General features: G+C 70.7%; 14 protein-coding genes. 7 read left to right on the top strand and 7 right to left on the bottom strand.

Translation table 11 applies throughout. The features are described 5' to 3' along the window. Nucleotides 1-6: 6 nt before the first annotated feature. Together ileS and QQX02_RS01760 are read right to left on the bottom strand one after the other, a co-directional pair. Nucleotides 7-3240: an isoleucine--tRNA ligase gene (gene ileS / locus QQX02_RS01755; RefSeq protein WP_301140825.1), complete on the bottom strand. Its 3234-nt coding sequence runs from the start codon at nt 3238-3240 to the stop codon at nt 7-9. Between the two features lie 396 nt (nt 3241-3636). After that, complete coding sequence (locus QQX02_RS01760; RefSeq protein WP_301140826.1) at nt 3637-5181, bottom strand: FAD-dependent oxidoreductase; 1545 nt, start codon at nt 5179-5181, stop codon at nt 3637-3639. Nucleotides 5182-5263: 82 nt separating this feature from the next. On the opposite strand from QQX02_RS01760, the gene QQX02_RS01765 reads away from it, so the two are divergent. The 4 genes from QQX02_RS01765 (at nt 5264) to QQX02_RS01780 (ending at nt 9971) form a co-directional block, all read left to right on the top strand. Continuing rightward, on the top strand, nt 5264-6145 hold the full coding sequence (locus QQX02_RS01765) for a class I SAM-dependent methyltransferase (RefSeq protein WP_301140827.1): 882 nt from the start codon (nt 5264-5266) through the stop codon (nt 6143-6145). After that, the gene (locus QQX02_RS01770; RefSeq protein ID WP_301140828.1) at nt 6142-6759 is read left to right on the top strand and encodes a hypothetical protein; all 618 of its coding nucleotides are present in this window, start codon (nt 6142-6144) and stop codon (nt 6757-6759) included. Before QQX02_RS01765 ends, QQX02_RS01770 begins: the two co-directional genes overlap by 4 nt. A 183-nt stretch (nt 6760-6942) precedes the next feature. Continuing rightward, nucleotides 6943-8658, top strand: a complete 1716-nt coding sequence (locus tag QQX02_RS01775; RefSeq protein ID WP_301140829.1) for an MFS transporter — start codon at nt 6943-6945, stop codon at nt 8656-8658. 41 nt (nt 8659-8699) lie between these two features. Beyond that, on the top strand, nt 8700-9971 hold the full coding sequence (locus tag QQX02_RS01780; protein ID WP_301140830.1) for a PQQ-dependent sugar dehydrogenase: 1272 nt from the start codon (nt 8700-8702) through the stop codon (nt 9969-9971). Between the two features lie 67 nt (nt 9972-10038). Here the strand turns inward: QQX02_RS01780 and QQX02_RS01785 are convergent, their stop codons facing one another. From QQX02_RS01785 to QQX02_RS01805, 5 genes are all read right to left on the bottom strand, one after another. Continuing rightward, nucleotides 10039-10599 (bottom strand): helix-turn-helix domain-containing protein, encoded by a 561-nt coding sequence (locus QQX02_RS01785; protein WP_301140831.1) that lies wholly within the window; start codon nt 10597-10599, stop codon nt 10039-10041. 48 nt (nt 10600-10647) lie between these two features. Further along, nucleotides 10648-11403: an SDR family oxidoreductase gene (locus tag QQX02_RS01790; RefSeq protein ID WP_301140832.1), complete on the bottom strand. Its 756-nt coding sequence runs from the start codon at nt 11401-11403 to the stop codon at nt 10648-10650. Between the two features lie 303 nt (nt 11404-11706). Further along, the gene (locus tag QQX02_RS01795; protein ID WP_301140834.1) at nt 11707-12177 is read right to left on the bottom strand and encodes a methyltransferase family protein; all 471 of its coding nucleotides are present in this window, start codon (nt 12175-12177) and stop codon (nt 11707-11709) included. 50 nt (nt 12178-12227) lie between these two features. Next, a complete protein-coding gene (locus QQX02_RS01800; RefSeq protein WP_301140835.1) occupies nt 12228-13313 on the bottom strand; it encodes a 1-acyl-sn-glycerol-3-phosphate acyltransferase in 1086 nt (361 codons plus the stop codon). Further along, nucleotides 13310-14140, bottom strand: coding sequence for a patatin-like phospholipase family protein (locus QQX02_RS01805; protein ID WP_301140837.1), 831 nt, complete (start codon nt 14138-14140; stop codon nt 13310-13312). Before QQX02_RS01805 ends, QQX02_RS01800 begins: the two co-directional genes overlap by 4 nt. An 81-nt stretch (nt 14141-14221) precedes the next feature. Here QQX02_RS01805 and glsA point away from each other — a divergent pair, with 81 nt between their 5' ends. From glsA to QQX02_RS01820, 3 genes are all read left to right on the top strand, one after another. Continuing rightward, a complete protein-coding gene (gene glsA / locus QQX02_RS01810) occupies nt 14222-16018 on the top strand; it encodes a glutaminase A (protein ID WP_301140839.1) in 1797 nt (598 codons plus the stop codon). A gap of 44 nt (nt 16019-16062) precedes the next feature. Further along, nucleotides 16063-17766, top strand: coding sequence for a cytochrome c biogenesis protein CcdA (locus QQX02_RS01815; protein ID WP_301140840.1), 1704 nt, complete (start codon nt 16063-16065; stop codon nt 17764-17766). A gap of 114 nt (nt 17767-17880) precedes the next feature. Next, entirely contained in the window at nt 17881-18024 is a 144-nt protein-coding gene (locus tag QQX02_RS01820) for a hypothetical protein (RefSeq protein ID WP_301140841.1), read from the top strand. Nucleotides 18025-18130 lie beyond the last annotated feature (106 nt).

The raw sequence follows: 18130 nt of genomic DNA on the forward strand, positions 1-18130 counted from the left end.
TCCTCGCTAGACCTTTTCCACCGCCACGTCGAGCTCCGTGCCCGCGATGACCTCGATGTGGTCCTCGCCAGTCTCGGGGTTCTGAGCCAGAGTCTCGCGGGCGATCAGACCGCCCCAGCCCTCGACGGCACCCAGCCGGTCCATCGGCACACGCAGAGTGAGCCGGATCCGGTCAGACACATTCAGCCCCTCGGCCTTGCGCCGGTCCTGCACCGTGCGGATGACGTCGCGTGCGTAGCCCTCGGCCTCGAGCTCAGGCGTGAGGCCGGTCTCGAGGAGGACGAACCCTCCGCTGGGAAGCACCGCGGCTGCCTGCTCCGAACCCGCGTCCGACCCAGCGGAACCTCCACCGATCACCGTCGCGAGCTCGTACTCTCCCTCGACCAGCGCGACGCCACCGGCGACCACCTCTCCGGACGCGGACAGCGACCAGTCGCCCGTCTTGGAGCCCCGGATCGCGGCCTGGACCTCCTTGCCGATGCGAGGACCGGCTGCGCGAGCATTGACCGTCAGCTGCTGCTCGACCGGGTGAGCGGCGGTGAACTCCGCGACCGCCTGCACGTGCACGGCCTTGACGTTGAGCTCGGCGGCCACCAGGCCGGCGTAGGGATCGAAGGCCGCGACATCGTCGACGGCGACGTGCAGCGCCGCGAGCGGCTGGCGCACGCGGATCTGCTCCTTCTTGCGAAGGGCGTGCGCCGTCGACACGACCTCACGCACCTGGTCCATCACGTCGCCCAGGGACGTATCGCGCCAGGCTTCGGGAGCCGTCGGGTAGTCGGTCAGGTGCACCGAGCGCCCGCCCGTGAGCCCACGCCAGATCTCTTCCGTGAGCAGCGGCAGCAGCGGCGCCGCGACGCCCGTGATCGTCACGAGCACCGTGTAGAGCGTGTCGAAGGCCTGGGGGTCCTCGTCCCAGAACCGGTCGCGCTGCGTGCGCACGTACCAGTTGGTGAGCAGGTCCATCGAGGCGGTCAGCGAGGCCGATGCGCCCGGCACGTCGTATGCGTCCAGCTGCGCGGTCATGGTGTCGACGAGCTCGGCCGTCTTGGCGAGCACGTACCGGTCCATCACCGGCAGCGAGGCGACGTCCGCGTCGGCCACGAGCGAGGCCTGATAGCCCGCTCCCCCGTTCGCGGCTCCCGCATAGAGCTGGAAGAAGTAGTACGAGCTCCACAGCGGCAGCATCACCTCGCGCACGCCCTCGCGGATGCCCTCCTCGGTCACCACCAGGTTGCCGCCGCGCAGGATCGGCGAGGCCATCAGGAACCAGCGCATCGCGTCGGAGCCGTCGCGGTGGAACACCTCGTTGACGTCCGGGTAGTTGCGCAGGCTCTTGCTCATCTTGCGCCCGTCGGAGCCGAGCACGATGCCGTGAGAGATGCACGTCGTGAACGCCGGCCGGTCGAACAAGGCCGTCGCAAGCACGTGCATCACGTAGAACCAGCCGCGGGTCTGCCCGATGTACTCGACGATGAAGTCCGCCGGGTGGTGGCCATCGAACCACTCCCGGTTGTCGAAGGGGTAGTGCACCTGCGCGAAGGGCATGGACCCGGAGTCGAACCACACGTCGAACACGTCGGGGATGCGGCGCATGGTCGACTGGCCCGTGGGGTCGTCAGGGTTGGGCCGTGTGAGGTCGTCGATGTACGGGCGGTGCAGGTCGGGCTCGCCGTCCTCGTTCACCGGCAGGCGGCCGAAGTCGCGCTCGATGTCCTCGAGCGACCCGTACACGTCGGTGCGAGGAAAAGCAGGGTCGTCACTCACCCACACCGGGATGGGCGTGCCAAAGTAGCGGTTGCGGGAGATCGACCAGTCGCGGGCGCCCTCGAGCCATTTGCCGAACTGCCCCTCCTTGATGTGGTCCGGCACCCAGCGGATGTCCTCGTTCAGCTCGACCATGCGATCGCGAAACTCGGTGACCCGCACGAACCAGGACGAGATCGCGCGGTAGATCAGCGGATTGCGGCACCGCCAGCAGTGCGGATACGAGTGGTCGTAGGTCTCGTGACGCAGCACGACTCCGGCGTCCTTGAGGTCGCGGATGATCGGCGCGTTGGCCTCGAACACCTGCTGGCCCTCATAGTCAGGCACCTCACTCGTGAAGCGGCCCTTCGAGTCGACCGGGATGACGGTCTCGATGCCCACGGCACCGCACACCGCCGCATCGTCCTCACCGAAGGCCGGCGCGAGGTGCACCAGCCCGGAGCCGTCCTCGGTCGTGACGAAGTCCGCGACCAGGATCTGGTGCGCGTTCTCGCGGCCCGTGAAGTAGTCGAACGGCGGCTGATACGTGAGCCCGGCCAGCTCCGCGCCGGTCACGGTCGCGACGACGGTCGCGCCCTCACCCAGTTCGCGCGCATACGCGCCCAGGCGAGCCGATGCGAGCACGACCCTGCGGCCCACGAACTCGCCCTCGACGGGCGAGACCACCGAGTACTCGACCTCGGGGCCTACGGCGACGGCGAGGTTGGACGGCAGCGTCCACGGCGTGGTGGTCCACACGACGGCCGATGCGCCGGTCAGTGCGGCCTTCACGTCGTCCCCGAGCGCGGCTGCGGCCACGGCAGCAGGATCGAGCGGCAGCAGCACCGTCAGCGCGGGGTCCTGGCGCATCTGGTAGACGTCGTCGTCCATGCGCAGCTCGTGGTTGCTGAGGGGAGTCTCGTCGCGCCAGCAGTACGGCAGCACCCGATAGCCCTCGTACGCGAGGCCCTTGTCATGCAGCGACTTGAACGCCCACAGCACGGACTCCATGTACGTGACGTCGAGGGTCTTGTAGTCGTTCTCGAAGTCGACCCAGCGGGCCTGACGAGTGACGTACTCCTCCCACTCGTCGGTGTACTTCAGCACCGACTCGCGACACACCTTGTTGAAGGCGGCGATGCCCATCTCGTCGATCTGGGCCTTGTCGGTGATCCCCAGCACGCGCTCGGCCTCGAGCTCGGCGGGCAGCCCGTGCGTGTCCCAGCCGAACCGACGCTCGACCTTCTTGCCGCGCATGGTCTCGAAGCGCGGCACCACGTCCTTGGCGTACCCGGTCAGCAGGTGGCCGTAGTGCGGCAGCCCGTTGGCGAACGGAGGGCCGTCGTAGAACACGAACTCCTGCGCGGTCTCACGGTTGTCGATCGACGCCTGGAACGTGCCGTCGGACTTCCAGTACGCGAGCACATCCTCCTCGATGGAGGGAAAGCTCGGCGAGGCGGGCACTTCGGAGCCGGGGCGATGCTGCGGGTACATGCGATTCCTTCGGTGGTCCTGGACACAAGACTGCTGTCACGAGGACGCTCCCAGGTCCCGACCGCATCGGCCGCGATCCCGCTCGCGCGGTACCACCTCGCTTGCCCCGCTCGCCCGCTGCTGCGGACGGTGCGTGACCGCTCATGTCCCCGAGGGGACTCGCTGTGACGGGCTGCCCGTGCGGTTCTACTGAGGCGTGACGCCCGTTCTTCCGCAAGCTCACCGGTGATGGCCGGGTCGTCGCTTGTGCGACCAGTATAGGCAGTGCGCCCGATGCGGGGGTCAAGCGGCGCTCTGACGTGCCCCAGCAGTGCACCAGGTCACGTTCTCGGCCACTTCGTGCGCTCCTGCACTGCTGGGGAGATGGCGGGCGGGCAGAGATCGCGCGGGGAGAGGTCAGGCGCCGACGGTGTCGGCGAGGACCTCGGCAAGGCGCTGCGCGCTGGGCCGGCGCAGCACCGCGGCCACATAGCGATCTGCGCGCAGCACGGCCACCTGACCCGACCGCAGATGGGAGCCCCGCGGCGCGGACTCGAGGCGCACCGCGATCATGCCGGGCGGCACTGCCGGAGGGTCGCACGCGATCGAGATGACTGCGGCGCGCCCCTGGGTGTGCGTCACCATCCGGGTGCCATCCGGGAGCACCACGTTCGCCAGTCGGCGGCCCACGGGACCAAGGCCGATGCGGCTCGACCCGCGCAGCCGCACGGAGTGATGGGGACGGTAGCGGAGGTCGCGCATCGACAGCCGTCGCGTGAGCATGCGCGTGAACCACGACAGCCGCGTCGCGATCCGCAGCGCGAAGAACCCGAGCGGTCGCAGCCACGGCGGAGTCGCGAACTCGAGAAGAGAGTTGATCTGCGCGCGACGCGCCACCACGTCCGCGGCATGCTCGCGCTCGCCGGCGTAGCCGTCCAGCATGGACTCCGCCGTGGGGCCGTCGCCGGCCCGCAGCGCCGCGGCAAGCGACCACGCGAGGTTCTCCGCATCCTGGATACCCTGGTTCATGCCCTGCCCACCCGCGGGCGACACCAGGTGCGCGCTGTCGCCCGCGAGGAGGATCCGCCCGCCGAGCCGGAAGTCGGGCACGCGCTGCTGGTACAGCGTGGTCTGGCTCTGCCACAGCACGTCGAGCTCGCGCTCGCCGAAGAGCTGATGCGCGAAGCCTTCGAGTCGCTCCACTGGCAGATCGGGCTTGCGCGGCGGCGGGCCGTCGGTCGCCGTCGTGGTGGGATTGGTGAGCGCCTCGAGCGAGGCCAGCACCCGCCATCGGCCCGGCCCGAATCGCAGGCCGGCGAGCAGGCCGGGCTGCTTCGCGACGAGCCGCACGGGACTCAGGTCCGCGTCGTCCTCGAGCGCAATGTCGAACACGAGGAGGTCGTGGTCGATGATGCGTCCTTCATGGCGCACGCCTTGAGACTCGCGCACCGCGGAGCGGGATCCGTCCGCGCCGACCACGTAGGCCGCCCTGATCGTCGTCACGCCTCCGTCGGGCGATGCGATGTCCACGTCCGCCCCCGCATCGTCCAGCCGGACATCGGTGACGTCGCCGTCCACCAGGTCGATGCCGGACGCACTCGTCACCGCTTCACGCAGCAGTCGCTCGGTCGAGGACTGCGGGATCAGCAGCAGGCCCGGCATCGCGCTCTCGGCCGCGAGCGCCGTGAAGTCCACGGTGAAGGCGGGCCGACCCGTCTCGACCGTGACGGGAGAGACGGCATCCCGCGCATCGCCCGCCGCGAGGAATCGCTCGCTGAGACCCCACGCGTCGAGCGTCTCGAGCGTGCGTCCCCAGACGCCGAAGGCCTTGGACCCCACCGTGGGCTCGGCGCGCCGCTCGACGAGGGTGCAGCGCACGCCATGGTGAGCGAGGCCGAGGGCGGTCGCCATTCCGACAGGCCCAGCGCCGACCACGATCACGTCGCCTTCGATGCTCGTCACGTCAGCCGACACCTCCTCGAGGGCATGAACACCCACGTCCTTGCGTTTATTCAGCCAGACCGACCCGCGGGAGGGAGCGAACGTGACCATCCAGGCCGAGCCACTCGAAGTGCTCGACGTCCTGTGGGACGTCGAGATGCCCTCCGGCGACCGGCTCCCCGTGCACAAGGCCGATGCGCGAGCCAAGCTCGAGGACCGCGGCCAGCAACGCGCGGCTCGGATGCTCGACGGCCTGCCCGTGCGCAAGGACGGCACCCTCGAGGAGGTGCCCGTCGACCAGGTCTTCCTCGCCGTGCACCTCGAGCTCGCGCGCCTGTCCGAGTTCGTGCACGTGCCGCAGCGCATGGCGTCGTCGCTGGCGCCCATCGTCGCGCAGCTGCGTGACGACGCTGGAGGCACCATCCGCGTGGTCGACGTGGGGTGCGGCATCGGCTTCGACACCCGGGTGCTGGCCGCGACCCGCGCGCTCGGCCCCGATGTGGAGTTCGTCGGGCTCGACTTCAACTCCCTGCTGGTGGACGCGGCGGCGCGGCTGGCGAGAGCCGAGGACATCCCGGTGCGGTTCATTCACGGCGACGCCCTGGACCCGAGCCTCGCGATCGATGATCCGGCACGCACGCTCATGATCTCCTCCGGCGTGCTCCACCACATCGGGCGAGACTCCCTGGGCGACTTCTTTGCGCGGCACGGCGATCTGGGGGTGGCGGGCTTCGCCCACTTCGACCCCTCGCCCGGGTTCTGGACCCATGCGGGCGCCTGGATGCTGCATCGCACGCGCATGCGAGAGCCGATCTCACGCCATGACGGCTCGATGTCAATGCGACGGGCGCTCAGCGCACAGGAGCTGCTCGACAGCGCGACGGCTCGCATCGGCGATGACTACGAACTGACCTGCGAGGACGTCTCGCGCTACATCCCGCAGCCCGAGAAGATCGTGCGGCCGATCGTGGGCAGGCGGCGATGAGCGGCCTCATGGACGCCGTGGGCGCGTGGCCCATCTGGGACCTCACCGTCGCCGAGTGGGCGGTGTTCGGTGCGCTGCTGCTCGTGGTGCTCCAGCACGGCGGCACGGCCGGCATCCATGCGGCCATGGGCCGCGACGGCATGATCGACCACCGCCGGGCGGAGCTCATCGGGGCGCGGCGCGGCACGATCGCGCTCGTGGTGCTGATGTTCCCCGTGCTGATCATCTGGGCGTTCGACGCCCTGTCCGGCCCCGACCGGATGGAACTGTACGTGCGTGCCAACTGGGCGATCCTGGCCGTGTATCTGCCGGTGACGCTGCTGGCGCTCACGAGCTTCATCCTCGCCCGCACGACGCCGTGGCAGGTGCGCTCGAACATGAACTCGGTGGTGATCGGCACGCTCGAGTTCGTCCGCACCGGCATCGCGGCGGCAGGCATGCTCGCTGGCGTGCTGGTGACACGGGACGTGCGCGTCGCGGTGATCGGCGGGCTCGCGGTCGTCGCAGGGGCGCTGGTGGCCCGGGTCACGCGCCGGTGGTGGTACTCGCGCCCCGTGCAGCTGGCGGATCTGGGTGAGCCCGCACGCGCCGAGGGAGCCGCCGACGCGGCCTGATTCGCGCCCGTGAGGACGCCGCGAGAGGCCATGAGAGGCCGGTCCCTGTGGGAACATTGAGGGGGCCGCGCCCGTTGGCTGAACGAGGGGACGCGGACCTGCGTCAACTGTGTCAGTTGCCTCGCACACTCCGCCTCGTACCAGCCCCTTTTCCTCCCCCACGAATCACGAAAGCCGCCCGCGTTGTCCGACTCCACCAGCACTCTCGAGCTCGATCTGGGCGACGACGACGCGGCCGAGCCCCTGGCGGACACACAGGAGCTGCCTGTCGGCTCGCTGCCGGGCTTCGACCCGTCGAACTACGAGTCTGAGCCGGCCACCCTTTCCATCCCGATCGCGGGCGGCACCACCGCCACGATGGTGCTCGACGAGCCCGATCCCGGCTATCGCTCAGAAGACGCCCTGTCGCTCTCGCCGCGTCGGGCCCGGCTCGGACTGATCACCCTCGCCGTGGGCGCTTTCGCCGCCGGTGCGAACGAGGCGTCCGTGGTCGCATTGAGCACGACGATCGCCGCGGGGCTGGACGTGCCTGTCTCCTCGATCGGGCTGCTCGCGACCGCGTTCGCGCTCACCGTCGTGGTGGCGACCCTGCCGCTGACGATGGTCACCAAGCGCGTGAGCCGGAGGGTCGCGCTGAGTGCGACGTTCGGCGTGTGGACCTCCGGCGTCGTGGTGGTCGCGAACGCTGATGGGCTCGCCATGTTCGCCACGGGACGCGTGATCTCCGCCACCGCGCATGCGCTGTTCTGGGCGGTGGTGGCGCCCGCCGCGGCAAGCCTGTTCGCCCCGCACCTGCGGGCACGCACGGTGACGACCATCATGCTGGGCTCCGCCGCCGCTGGAGTCCTCGGCACCCCGCTCGTCACGGCGCTCGGCACCTCCGTCGCCTGGCAGGCGCCGTACTGGGGGCTCGCCGTCATCGGCCTGGTCCTGGCGGTCGCTCTCGCGGTGGTGCTCCCCTCGTCGCGCTCCGCCACCACTCAGCACAGCACGGTCGGCGACCTGCCGTCGTGGCCCGCTTTCGCGCGGGTGCTCGGCGTCACGCTGGTCGCGACCACGGCGATGTCACTCACCTGGACGTACGTGGTGCCCTTGCTGACCGATGAGGTGGGCATGCCCGCCTCGTCGCTGCCGCTGCTGTTCGGCCTGGGCGGCGCCGTCGCGGTGGCCGCCACGCTCGGCATCTCCGGCCACCTGTCGCGACGGCCCGTGCACACCGTCGCGCTCGCCATCGGCTCCCTCGCGGTCGCGTGGTGCCTGCTGGCACTCGGCCAGACCTGGTCGGCCGTGGCCTTCCAGGTGGTCCAGGCGGCGTCGTGGGCGGTCGCGGTCACGGCGCTGCTGAACTGGGCCATGCGACACACCCCGTGGCGCACCGAGATGGGCGCAGGCGCCTACACCGTGGTGTTCAACGTGGGCGCGGCGCTGGGGCCGGTGCTCGGCGCGGTGGTCGTGGCGACGTGGGGTGCGCGGTGGCTGCCACTGGTCTCCCTCGCGCTGACCCTCGTCGCCGCGGGCATCCTCGCGACTGTCGACAGCCGCACCATCCGCCGCCTGAGCGTGCCGCGTCAGGTGCGCGCGGCCCTCGCCGCACAGGCCGCGCTCAACGAGCGTCGCCGCGAGTGGTGGTGGCGTCAGCAGCTCAACCACCACCAGCCGCGCGCGTACGCCGACCTGGCCGCACGCCGCCCACGCTCGTCACGGATCAAGACGAGCGGCAAGGCGGCCAGCAAGTCCGGAACGAAGCCGCGGACGCGCAGGTCGGAGTCCCCGCGCAAGGACCCCGCCGCCAAGGGCGGCGCGGCGCTCAGGAAGGTCGTGAAGGGCCCCATCGGCAAGAGCGCCCGTCCGCAGCGCGAGGCCAAGCGGCCTCCTGACAGCGGCGAGCCCGGGGTCTGACACGCCCTGCGAGCGTCGATGCGCGCGCATAGGGTGGCGATATGTCCCGACGGCCCCTCATTCCTCGGCACTCCGGCACCCGACCGCTGCCACGCCTCCGCGCGGCTCGGTCCGGTGCCATCGTCGCCGCGACGATGCTCGCGCTCGCTGCGTGCTCATCCGATGCGACTCCGGACGCCACGACCGGCTCGCCCGATGACGTCCCGGGCGTCACCGCGGGCAGCGCCTCTCCCCCGCCATCGGCCCAGCCGCCGTCGGTGTCGCGTGAGGTCGCGGAGATGGTGGTCGTGGCTCGCGAGGACGTGGCGACGGGACTGTCCGCTCCGTGGGCCATGGCGTTCGAGCCCGACGGGTCGATCCTCGTCACCGAGCGAGACGACGGCCGCGTCCTGCGCGTGAGCCCCGACGGCACCCCGACGGAACTCACGGGTCCGGGCGCCGAGGCACTCGCCGAGACCGACGCCACAGGCGAGGCCGGGCTGCTGGGGATCGCGCTGCTGCCCTCGGACCCGAGCGTGCTGTACGCCTACCTGACGCGTGCTGATGGCAATGCCGTGGTGCGCATGAGCCTCGACGGCGACGTCCTGGACGCGCCGGTCGATGTCGTCGCCGGCATCCCGAAGGCGTCGAACCACGACGGCGGCCGCATCGCCTTCGGCCCCGACGGCCACCTCTACGTCGCGACCGGGGACGCCGCTCAGGCCGACCTCGCGCAGGATCGATCCACTCTCCACGGCACGATTCTGCGCGTCGTCGCCGACGGACCCGACGGCGAGGAGGATGGCGCACCCGCTCCCGACAACCCCTTCGGCGACCTCGTGTGGAGCTACGGCCACCGCAACGTGCAGGGCCTCGGGTGGTCCCCCGACGGCACGATGCTCGCCTCGGAGTTCGGCCAGGCCGACGCGGACGAGCTCAACGTCATCGTGCCGGGGGCCAACTACGGGTGGCCCGTGGTCGAAGGACTGATCGGCGCCCCGGACGGCACCGGGCTCGGCCAGACCGTCGACGGCCTGACGTACCCGGTGGCCGAATGGCGCCCCACCGCGGCGGCCTCCCCCAGTGGCATCGCGGTCACCGCCGAGGGCGCCTACGTGGCTGCCCTGCGGGGCGAGGCCATCTATCGCGTGCCCTTCACCGCGGAGGGGGTGGGCGAGCCGCAGGTGCTGGTGGACGACCTGGGGCGTGTGCGCGCCGTGACGATCGGTCCGGACGGAGCGCTCTATGCGCTGACCAACAACACCGATGGCCGGGGCGACCCCCGTGACGGCGACGACCGCATCGTCCGGCTGGAGCTCGAGCCAGTGGAGTGACCGGCATTCGCCCGCCCAGACGCCGAGACGCGCAGTTGTGCAGTGCGACGTGGCGCGAGCTGCGACGCTAGTCCTGGCCGTCGGGACAGACGTCCGGAGGTCCGACCTCGGGCATGACGGCCACCTGAACGCTGTGCAGGTGCGATTTGGGCCCTCGTGACTTGGCCTCGTATCGCGCGAGGAGCGCGAGCAGCTCGTCGCCCAACTCGGCGCGCTCCTCGTCAGTGAGCCACAGCGCTGCGTGCCGCACGGTGAGGCTGGACTGTGACCACTCGTCGCCCGCCTGCGCGAGATAGCGGCTGGAGCTGGCGACCATGAGGTCGGCGAGGGTCTGGACCGCCGCGAGCGCCTCCTCGGGACTCGACGATTCGACGTCCTCCGCGGTCAGCGGCACGTCGTCGGGCGCGAGCCGGTACGTGCGCTCCATGGCACCGCCGCGGCGCTCCTCGCTCACGACTTCGACGATGCCTGCGGAGGCCAACTGCGCGATGGCGCGGTACAGCGAGGCCTGCGGCACTTCGGGCATCAGCTCATGAATGTGGCGCGTGGTGAGCTGCTGCGCCGACAGCGCGATGACGATGCGCATCCGCACGGGATGCAGCAGGAGTCGTGCCCGTTCAGTCGCCATTTTCACATCGTAGTGAGCAACGCGCCGTCGTCGCCCGATGACCTGGGCCTAGGGCGTGTTCGAGGGCCGCCGTACCGTTTTAGCGGCCCCGGCCTGCTCCCGGGGGCGGATCACCAGCTGGTCGATGTTGACGTGGTGAGGCCGCGTCACGGCCCACGTGATCGCCTCGGCGATGTCGTGAGCGGTCAGCGGTTCGATGCCCTCGTACACCGCGTCCGCAGCGCGGTCGTCACCGCCGAACCGGTTGAGCGAGAACTCCTCCGTGCGCACCATGCCGGGCGCGATCTCGATGACGCGCACTCCGGTGCCGGTGAGCTCGAGCCGGAGCGTGCGGGTCATCGCGACGGCGGCGTGCTTGGCGGCGACGTAGCCCGCGCCGTTCTCATAGGGCTCGTGGCCGGCGGTCGAGGTCACGACCACCACGTCGCCCCGGCCCGATGCGGTGAGCGCGGGCAGCAGCGCCTGCGTGACGCGGACGGTGCCGACCACGTTGAGCTCGTACTGGTCGCTCCACGCCTGGAGGCTCGACTCGGCCACGGTGTCCCAGCCGATCGCACCGCCCGCGTTGTTCACCAGCACGTGCACGGGCTCGTCCAGCTCGCGAGCGAGCCGGTCGACGTCCTCCTGCGAGGTGATGTCGGCCTGGACGACGGCGCATCCGGTCTGCGCCGCGAGCTCGTCGAGGCGGTCGCGGCGGCGCGCCACTGCGGTGACGCGCATGCCGTGGTCGCGGGTGAGCGAGCGGACGGTCTCGTATCCGATGCCGGACGATGCGCCGGTGACGACGGCATGCAACTGTTCCATGGCACGAGGCTAGGTCATGGGCGCGGCCTCGGAGGCACGAGCCGGATCATGAGGAACCGCAGCGGCCGGGGCGAGCCTCCTCCAAGGAAGGCTCACCCCGGCCCTGACGACGTCCAGGCGCCATCAACCCGGCACAGCGTGGTCGTCCATGCGTCTCGCGCGAGGGCTCCCCCCGAAGACACCGCGCCTGCGTAGCGACCACGCGAGCTCATCCCCCCATGAGCCTGGCCCGAATGCTAGCGGCATCGGAACGATTCGTACAGACCCGCACCCGGTTCGCCCGGCGCAGTCACGGCGACGCGACTAGCGAGAGGCGACGCGCTGCCCCACCCCGGGGAAGAACTTGCCGGTGCGCGTGGAGTACTCCGCATAGCCCTCGTACTCGGAGAGCAGGTAGCGCTCCTCGACGCGGGTCTTGTACTCCAGGAACGCGGCGAGCAGCGCCACGGAGACGTAGCACCACCATGTGCCGGAGCCGACGGCGACTCCCAGGCAGATCACCACCAGTGCGGTGTACATGGGATGCCGCGCGTGACGGTAGAGGCCGCGCGCGACCAGCCCCTGATGGTTGGGCACCGGCGACGGGGTGAGCGCCCGCCCCAGATCCTTCGCGGACCAGATGACGCCGACGGAACCGAGGATCACGAGCGCGAGCCCGGTCCACAGGGACCGCCACAGCAGCGGGCCGGGGAGCAGCGCCGTCACCGCGACCGCGGCGAACAGCAGTCCCTGCACCGCGACCAGGCCCCAGCGTCCGTCCTTGAGTGCACTCATGCGCCCACGCTACGTCACGGGCAGCCATGAGCATGGCGGGCGGCGGCGCGCTAGGGAACGGGCCGATGCTCGTCGATCCACGCGTCCACGCGCTCCCACCAGTCGTACAGCCAGTCGGCACGCGCCTCGCGTCCCTCAGGGATCTCCTCGGGCGCGGCGGTCCAGCCCTTGAGGACGATGCGCTTGTCGACGGGCAGTTCGCGCCACACGTCTCTGGCGGTCGACAGCGCCTCGAGTCCGGTGTGCGCCACGACGACCACGGCCGCCTCGGGACGAGCGTCGAGAGCGGCGAGCACTCCCCCGGCATGCGGCGGCATCACGTGCGGCATGGCCTCCGCGCGGTCAGCCAGCTCCCCATGACCCGCCGCGCGCAGCTCCGCGATGCGGCGCTCGCGGCGCTTGGGGGTCGCGTTCGCCCCCTCGGGGAAGATCAGCAGCGCGTCTTCTCCCTCGAGTCCGGCCGCGAGCTCGCCGATGGACGCCGACCCTCCTGGCGCGCCTGGCTTGCGATGGCGCTCCGGCGTGACGAACCGGGTGGGCAGCCGGTTGAGCAGCACGTCCACGGCGGGGTCCCACTGCAGCGTGTCCTTGAGCACGATGGCGGGCTCGCGTGAGTACTGGTTGATGAGCGCCTCGACGATGATGAACGAATCCCCCGGCCCCGCATGACGGGACACCACGATGAGCGGCCTGCCCTTCGCCAGCGCATCGAAGTTCGCGTCCCTGAACTCGATCTCGAGGCGCAGCACCCGGCGCGCCGCCCAGAACAGCGAGCCCAGCATGAGGCCGGCGATGCGATAGTGCTCGCGCTCGAACCACGGGGTGCGCAGCTTCCACCCGAAACCCGAGATCACCCACAGCCCGAACATCCACACCAGCGCGGTCGCGTCCCACAGCAGGTACAGGCCCGCCATGAAGATCACCCGCAGCACGCGCACCCGGCCCGGCAGCGCCCAGGCGACCACGCCCGCCACCACCACGCCGATCCAGACCAGCAGCGGCAGCCACACGAACGCCGCGAGCACGATCAGCGGGGCGATCACCACGCGCCGCACCCACACCGGCGGCAGACGCCAGAAGACGCTGCGTCGTGGCGCCTTCGCGGGCTTGGCTGCCCGCGCATCGGCCGTGGTCACCGGCCGCGCCGGTGGTACTCGAGGTACAGGCGCGACGCGTCGTAGGCCGCCTGCATGCGGGCGTGCGTGCGGTCGAGGCGGCGGTAGGCGTTCAGCCGTTCATCGCCGGGCTGGCGGCCGCCGTACGGGAGCACGTGCACCGTGACGTGCTCCGGCACCTCATCCAGGTCCCGTGCGAACCGGTGGCGGCGCGAGATCTCGAACGCGACGCGGCCCACCTCCGACGGCCGCGTAGGCACCCCGAGCGGCTCCTCGATGCGGCCCACCTGCAGCACGTAGACCTCGTCGGCGCCGCGGGAGATCGCCTCACCCAGCGGGATCGAGTTGACCACGCCGCCGTCGATGTAGTGCTCGTCGCCGATGCGCGTGGGCGGCAGTGCGGCCGGCACCGAGGCGCTGGCGAGCACCGCCTGAACGACCGGGCCGGTGTCGAACCACTGCTCGGATGCCCGTTCGATGCTGGCGGCGCACACCGCGAGCGGCACCGGCAGGTCCTCGAACTGCGCGTCCGCGCCCAGAATCGACTCGAGCAGCAGCCGCAGCGGCTCGGGATCGTTGAGATGGGTCTTCGACTGCGCGAGCCGGCGCAGCTGGCGCGGCCACGACTCCCCGTAGACGGCCGATGCGGTGGGTGAGGCCCACGCGTGCTCGAGCACGTCCACGACGGCCGCGGTGGGGTTCGCGGCCACGGCCGCTCCGTTGATGGCGCCGATGCTGGTGCCGACCACGAGGTCTGGCGTCACGCCCGCATCGAACAGGGCGCGCAGCATGCCGACCTCGACGGCGCCGCGCACGCCCCCGCCGCCCAGCACGTAGCCCACGGTCATGCGCCTCAGGCTAGCGCTCGCATCGGCCGCCGTGCCGGGTGACGCCCGACCACCCCTGCCGAGCCGCATTAGTCTCATGGCATGCGTAGCCCCGTGCAGGAGTACCTGGAGAGCATCGTCGAGCAGTGCGGCGGGACCGACGGCGAGGTGGCGTCGTACATCCCCGAGCTGGCCGATGCCGACCCCGACGGCTTCGCGCTCGCGCTCGCCACCATCGACGGCCACGTCTACACGGTGGGCGACGCCGACCTGCGGTACAGCATCCAGTCCATCTCGAAGCCGTTCACCTACGCGCTCGCGCTCGCGGATCAGGGCTTCGAGGCGGTGGACGCGAAGATCGACGTGGAGCCCTCGGGGGACGCGTTCAACGAGATCAGCCTCGCCTCCGACTCCGGCCGGCCCCGCAATCCGATGATCAACGCCGGCGCGATCACTGCGGCGTCGCTCGTCGCGGGCGATGACGGCCAGCACCGCTTCCAGCGCGTGCTCGAGTGGTACGGCGCGTTCGCCGGCCGCGAGCTCGACGTGGACGACGCGATCTACGACTCCGAGATCACCACCACGCACCGCAACCGGGCGATCGCGCACATGCTGCGCGAGTTCGAGGTGCTCCAGGGCCACCCCGAGGACGCTCTCGCGCAGTACGTGCGCCAGTGCGCGATCAGCGTCGACACCCGCGATCTCGCCCTCATGGCGGCCACGCTCGCCAACGGCGGCGTGCAGCCCGTCACCGGTGCACGGGTGCTCGAGACCACCAGCGTCGAGCGCGTCCTCAGCGTGATGGCGACGTGCGGCATGTACGACTCGGCCGGCGACTGGATCTCCGCGGTCGGCATGCCCGCCAAGAGCGGCGTCAGCGGCGGGATCATCGCGGTGCTTCCCGGGCAGGTGGGGCTCGCGGTCTACTCCCCGCGCCTCGACAAGCACGGCAACAGTGCACGCGGCGTGCAGCTGTGCGAGCGGATGTCGCGCGACATGGAGATGCACCTCATGCACGTGGGCCGGTCGTCGAACACCGCCGTGCGGAACCGCTTCCCCCTGTCTCAGGTCGCCTCGCGCCGGCGCCGTCCCGAGGCGGACCAGGCGGTGCTCGACGAGCACGCCGACCATTCGACGGTCTATGAGCTGCACGGCGACCTGCTCTTCGCCGGAGTCGAGCACGTGGTCAGGGCCGTCGTGGACGACAGCCCCGAGCTGGCGATCGTGGACGTGCGCCGAGTGGACGACGTGGCCGACGTGGCCCGCGTGACGCTGCGAGGACTGCGCGCCATGCTGCGCGAGGCCGGGAGCGAGGCGGCGATCGTGGACCCCGAGGGCGTGCTGCGCGACCCCGACGCCGGGAGCGACCAGGCGAGCCCGATGTTCGACGACCTCGACTCCGCCGTGCGCTGGTGCGAGGACGAACTGCTGCGGCGCCACGGCGACGGGCCGACCGACGAGCAGACGCTTGTCGACGATCACCCCTTGCTGCGCGACCTGTCCCCCGAGGCGCGGTCGGTGCTCGACGCGGAGATGGAGCAGGTGACCTTCACCGCCGACGAGGTGGTGCTGGACAAGGGCTGCGACTTCGCCGGGGTCCACGTGATCGTGAGCGGCTCGGCGGCAGCGACGGTGGAGGGTCCCGACGGCACGCGGGTCCACCTGGTCACGATGCATCCGGGCACCTCCTTCGGGGAGCTCGCTCTCGGCACGGAGGGCATCCAGGAGACCTGCATCCGCGCCGTCACCGACCTCACCCTGCTGCGGCTCTCTGCCGAGTCGATCGAGCGGATCACCGACGAGCAGCCCCGCGTCGCGCTCGAGATGTGGCGCGCCATGGCCCGTGACGGGTACCGCGAGGCCGATCGCACGCTGCGGTCCGGCATCGTCAGCACCTGACGCCCTCGACCCAACTGCGGCCGCGTCGCCTCCGAACACCTGTCATGCTCCTGCTCACCCTCGTCGGCCTCGTGTCCGGCATCATCACCGCCATCAGCCCGTGCGTGCTGCCGGTCCTGCCCGCGATCCTCACGAGCTCCATCCAGGACGGGGCGGCCTCGCGGCGGCGGCCGGTGGTGGTGGTCGCCGGTCTGGTGACCAGCTTCGCGGTGTTCACGCTGCTGGGCGGTCTGCTGCTCTCGTCGCTGGGCCTGCCGCAGGACGTGCTCCGCTGGGCCGGGATCGTCGTGCTCGCGCTCGTGGGCCTGGGGCTCGCGATCCCGCCGCTCGGCGAGCTGCTGCAGCGGCCCTTCGAGCGCATCGGCCCTCCCCAGCTCAAGCGCGACGGCAACGGATTCGTCATGGGCCTCGCGCTGGGGCTGGTGTTCGTGCCGTGCGCCGGGCCGATCCTCGCGTCGATCACCGTGCTGGCGGCGACCAACGGCTACAGCTGGGGGCTCGTCGTGCTGACGCTCAGCTTCTCCGTGGGAATCGCCGTGCCGCTGCTCGCCTTCGGTCTCGCCGGGCAGGCCATGGGTGGGCGCATCCGGGCCGTGCGCGAGCACCTGCGGGCGATCCGCATCGGCTCGGGCGTGGTGCTGCTCGCGACCGCGCTCGTGGTCGCCACGAACGTCGCGGAGCCGCTGCAGCGCTGGGTGCCCGGCGTGCTCGCGAGCGCCCAAGAGGCAATCGAGGACAACGACGCGGTGCGCGGAGAGCTCGACGGCCTCACCGGTCGGGAGGAGGCCGCTCCGGCGGGAGGCGATGCGCTCACGTTCGACGAGTGCGAGGCGGGCGCGCCCGATGCGCTGCAGAACTGCGGCCCCGCGCGAGACCTGGTGGGCATCCAGGAGTGGCTGAACACCAAGGACGGCCGGGCCCTCGACATCGACGCGCTCACGAGCGACGGCGGCGTGGTGCTGATCGACTTCTGGACCTACTCGTGCATCAACTGCCAGCGCACCTTCCCCTTCCTCACGGCATGGGACGAGCGCTATCGCGACGACGGGCTCACGATCATCGGCGTGCACTCCCCCGAGTTCGCCTTCGAGCGAGAGGTCGACAACGTGGCTGATGCGGCGGAGCGCTACGGGATCGACTACCCGATCGCGATCGACAACGACTTCGAGACCTGGCGCGAGTGGGACCAGCGCTTCTGGCCGGCGCACTACCTGATCGACTCCGACGGGGTGGTGCGTCAGGTCCACTACGGCGAGGGCCGTTACGCGGAGACCGAAGAGCTGATCCAGCGACTGCTCGATACCGCGCCCATGCCCGCGGTGGACGCCAACCCCGGCCGTCACACCGTGGGCCGCACTCCGGAGACATACCTGGGGTACGGGCGCCTCGAGTACGCGGACAACGCGGGTCAGGTGCGCGACGACGAGGCCGCCGTGTTCGGCCACGACGCCTTCCCCCAGCCTGATCACTTCGCGTACCTCGGCGAGTGGACCGTGACCGAGGAGCATGCCCTCTCGGGAGCCGGAGCGCGCCTGATGCTCAACTTCTACGCCGCGGACGTCCACCTGGTGATGGCGGGCGAGGGCGAGGTGCGGGTCACCCTGCTCGATGACGCGGACTACGAGCGCGTGGTCGAGGTGAATGGCGTCTCCGACCTCTACGACCTGTACGAAGGCGCACCCCTCGACGACGTGATGATCCTGGAGTTCTCCCCCGGCATCGAGGCGTACGCCTTCACCTTTGGGTAAAGCCGTTGACGAAGATTTTGCCTGGTTCGAGGTGCAGAACCGGGCATTTCGGGTGCTAATGGAAGTGGCGGGTCAGAGCGGCCCGTTCTGTCATGACCCCAAGGAGGCCCCACCATGGATCTTCGCAAGGCAGCAGTTCCCGCCCTCGTCCTCGTCGGCGGTGCCCTTCTCGCAGGCTGCGGCGACACCGCGACCGACGGCGATCTGGACACCACGTCAGACCCGCTGATGGAGGACACCATGGCGCCCACGCCCTGACGGGCGCCTCACCTCACTCCCGGGGCGGTCGACTGAGCGGGTCGGCCGCCCTTCTTCATGCCCGATGAGAGCTCGGCGTCCCATCCGGCGGCCGCTCGGCGCCGAA

It is taken from the genome of Demequina muriae (assembly GCF_030418295.1).
GTDB lineage: Bacteria > Actinomycetota > Actinomycetes > Actinomycetales > Demequinaceae > Demequina > Demequina muriae.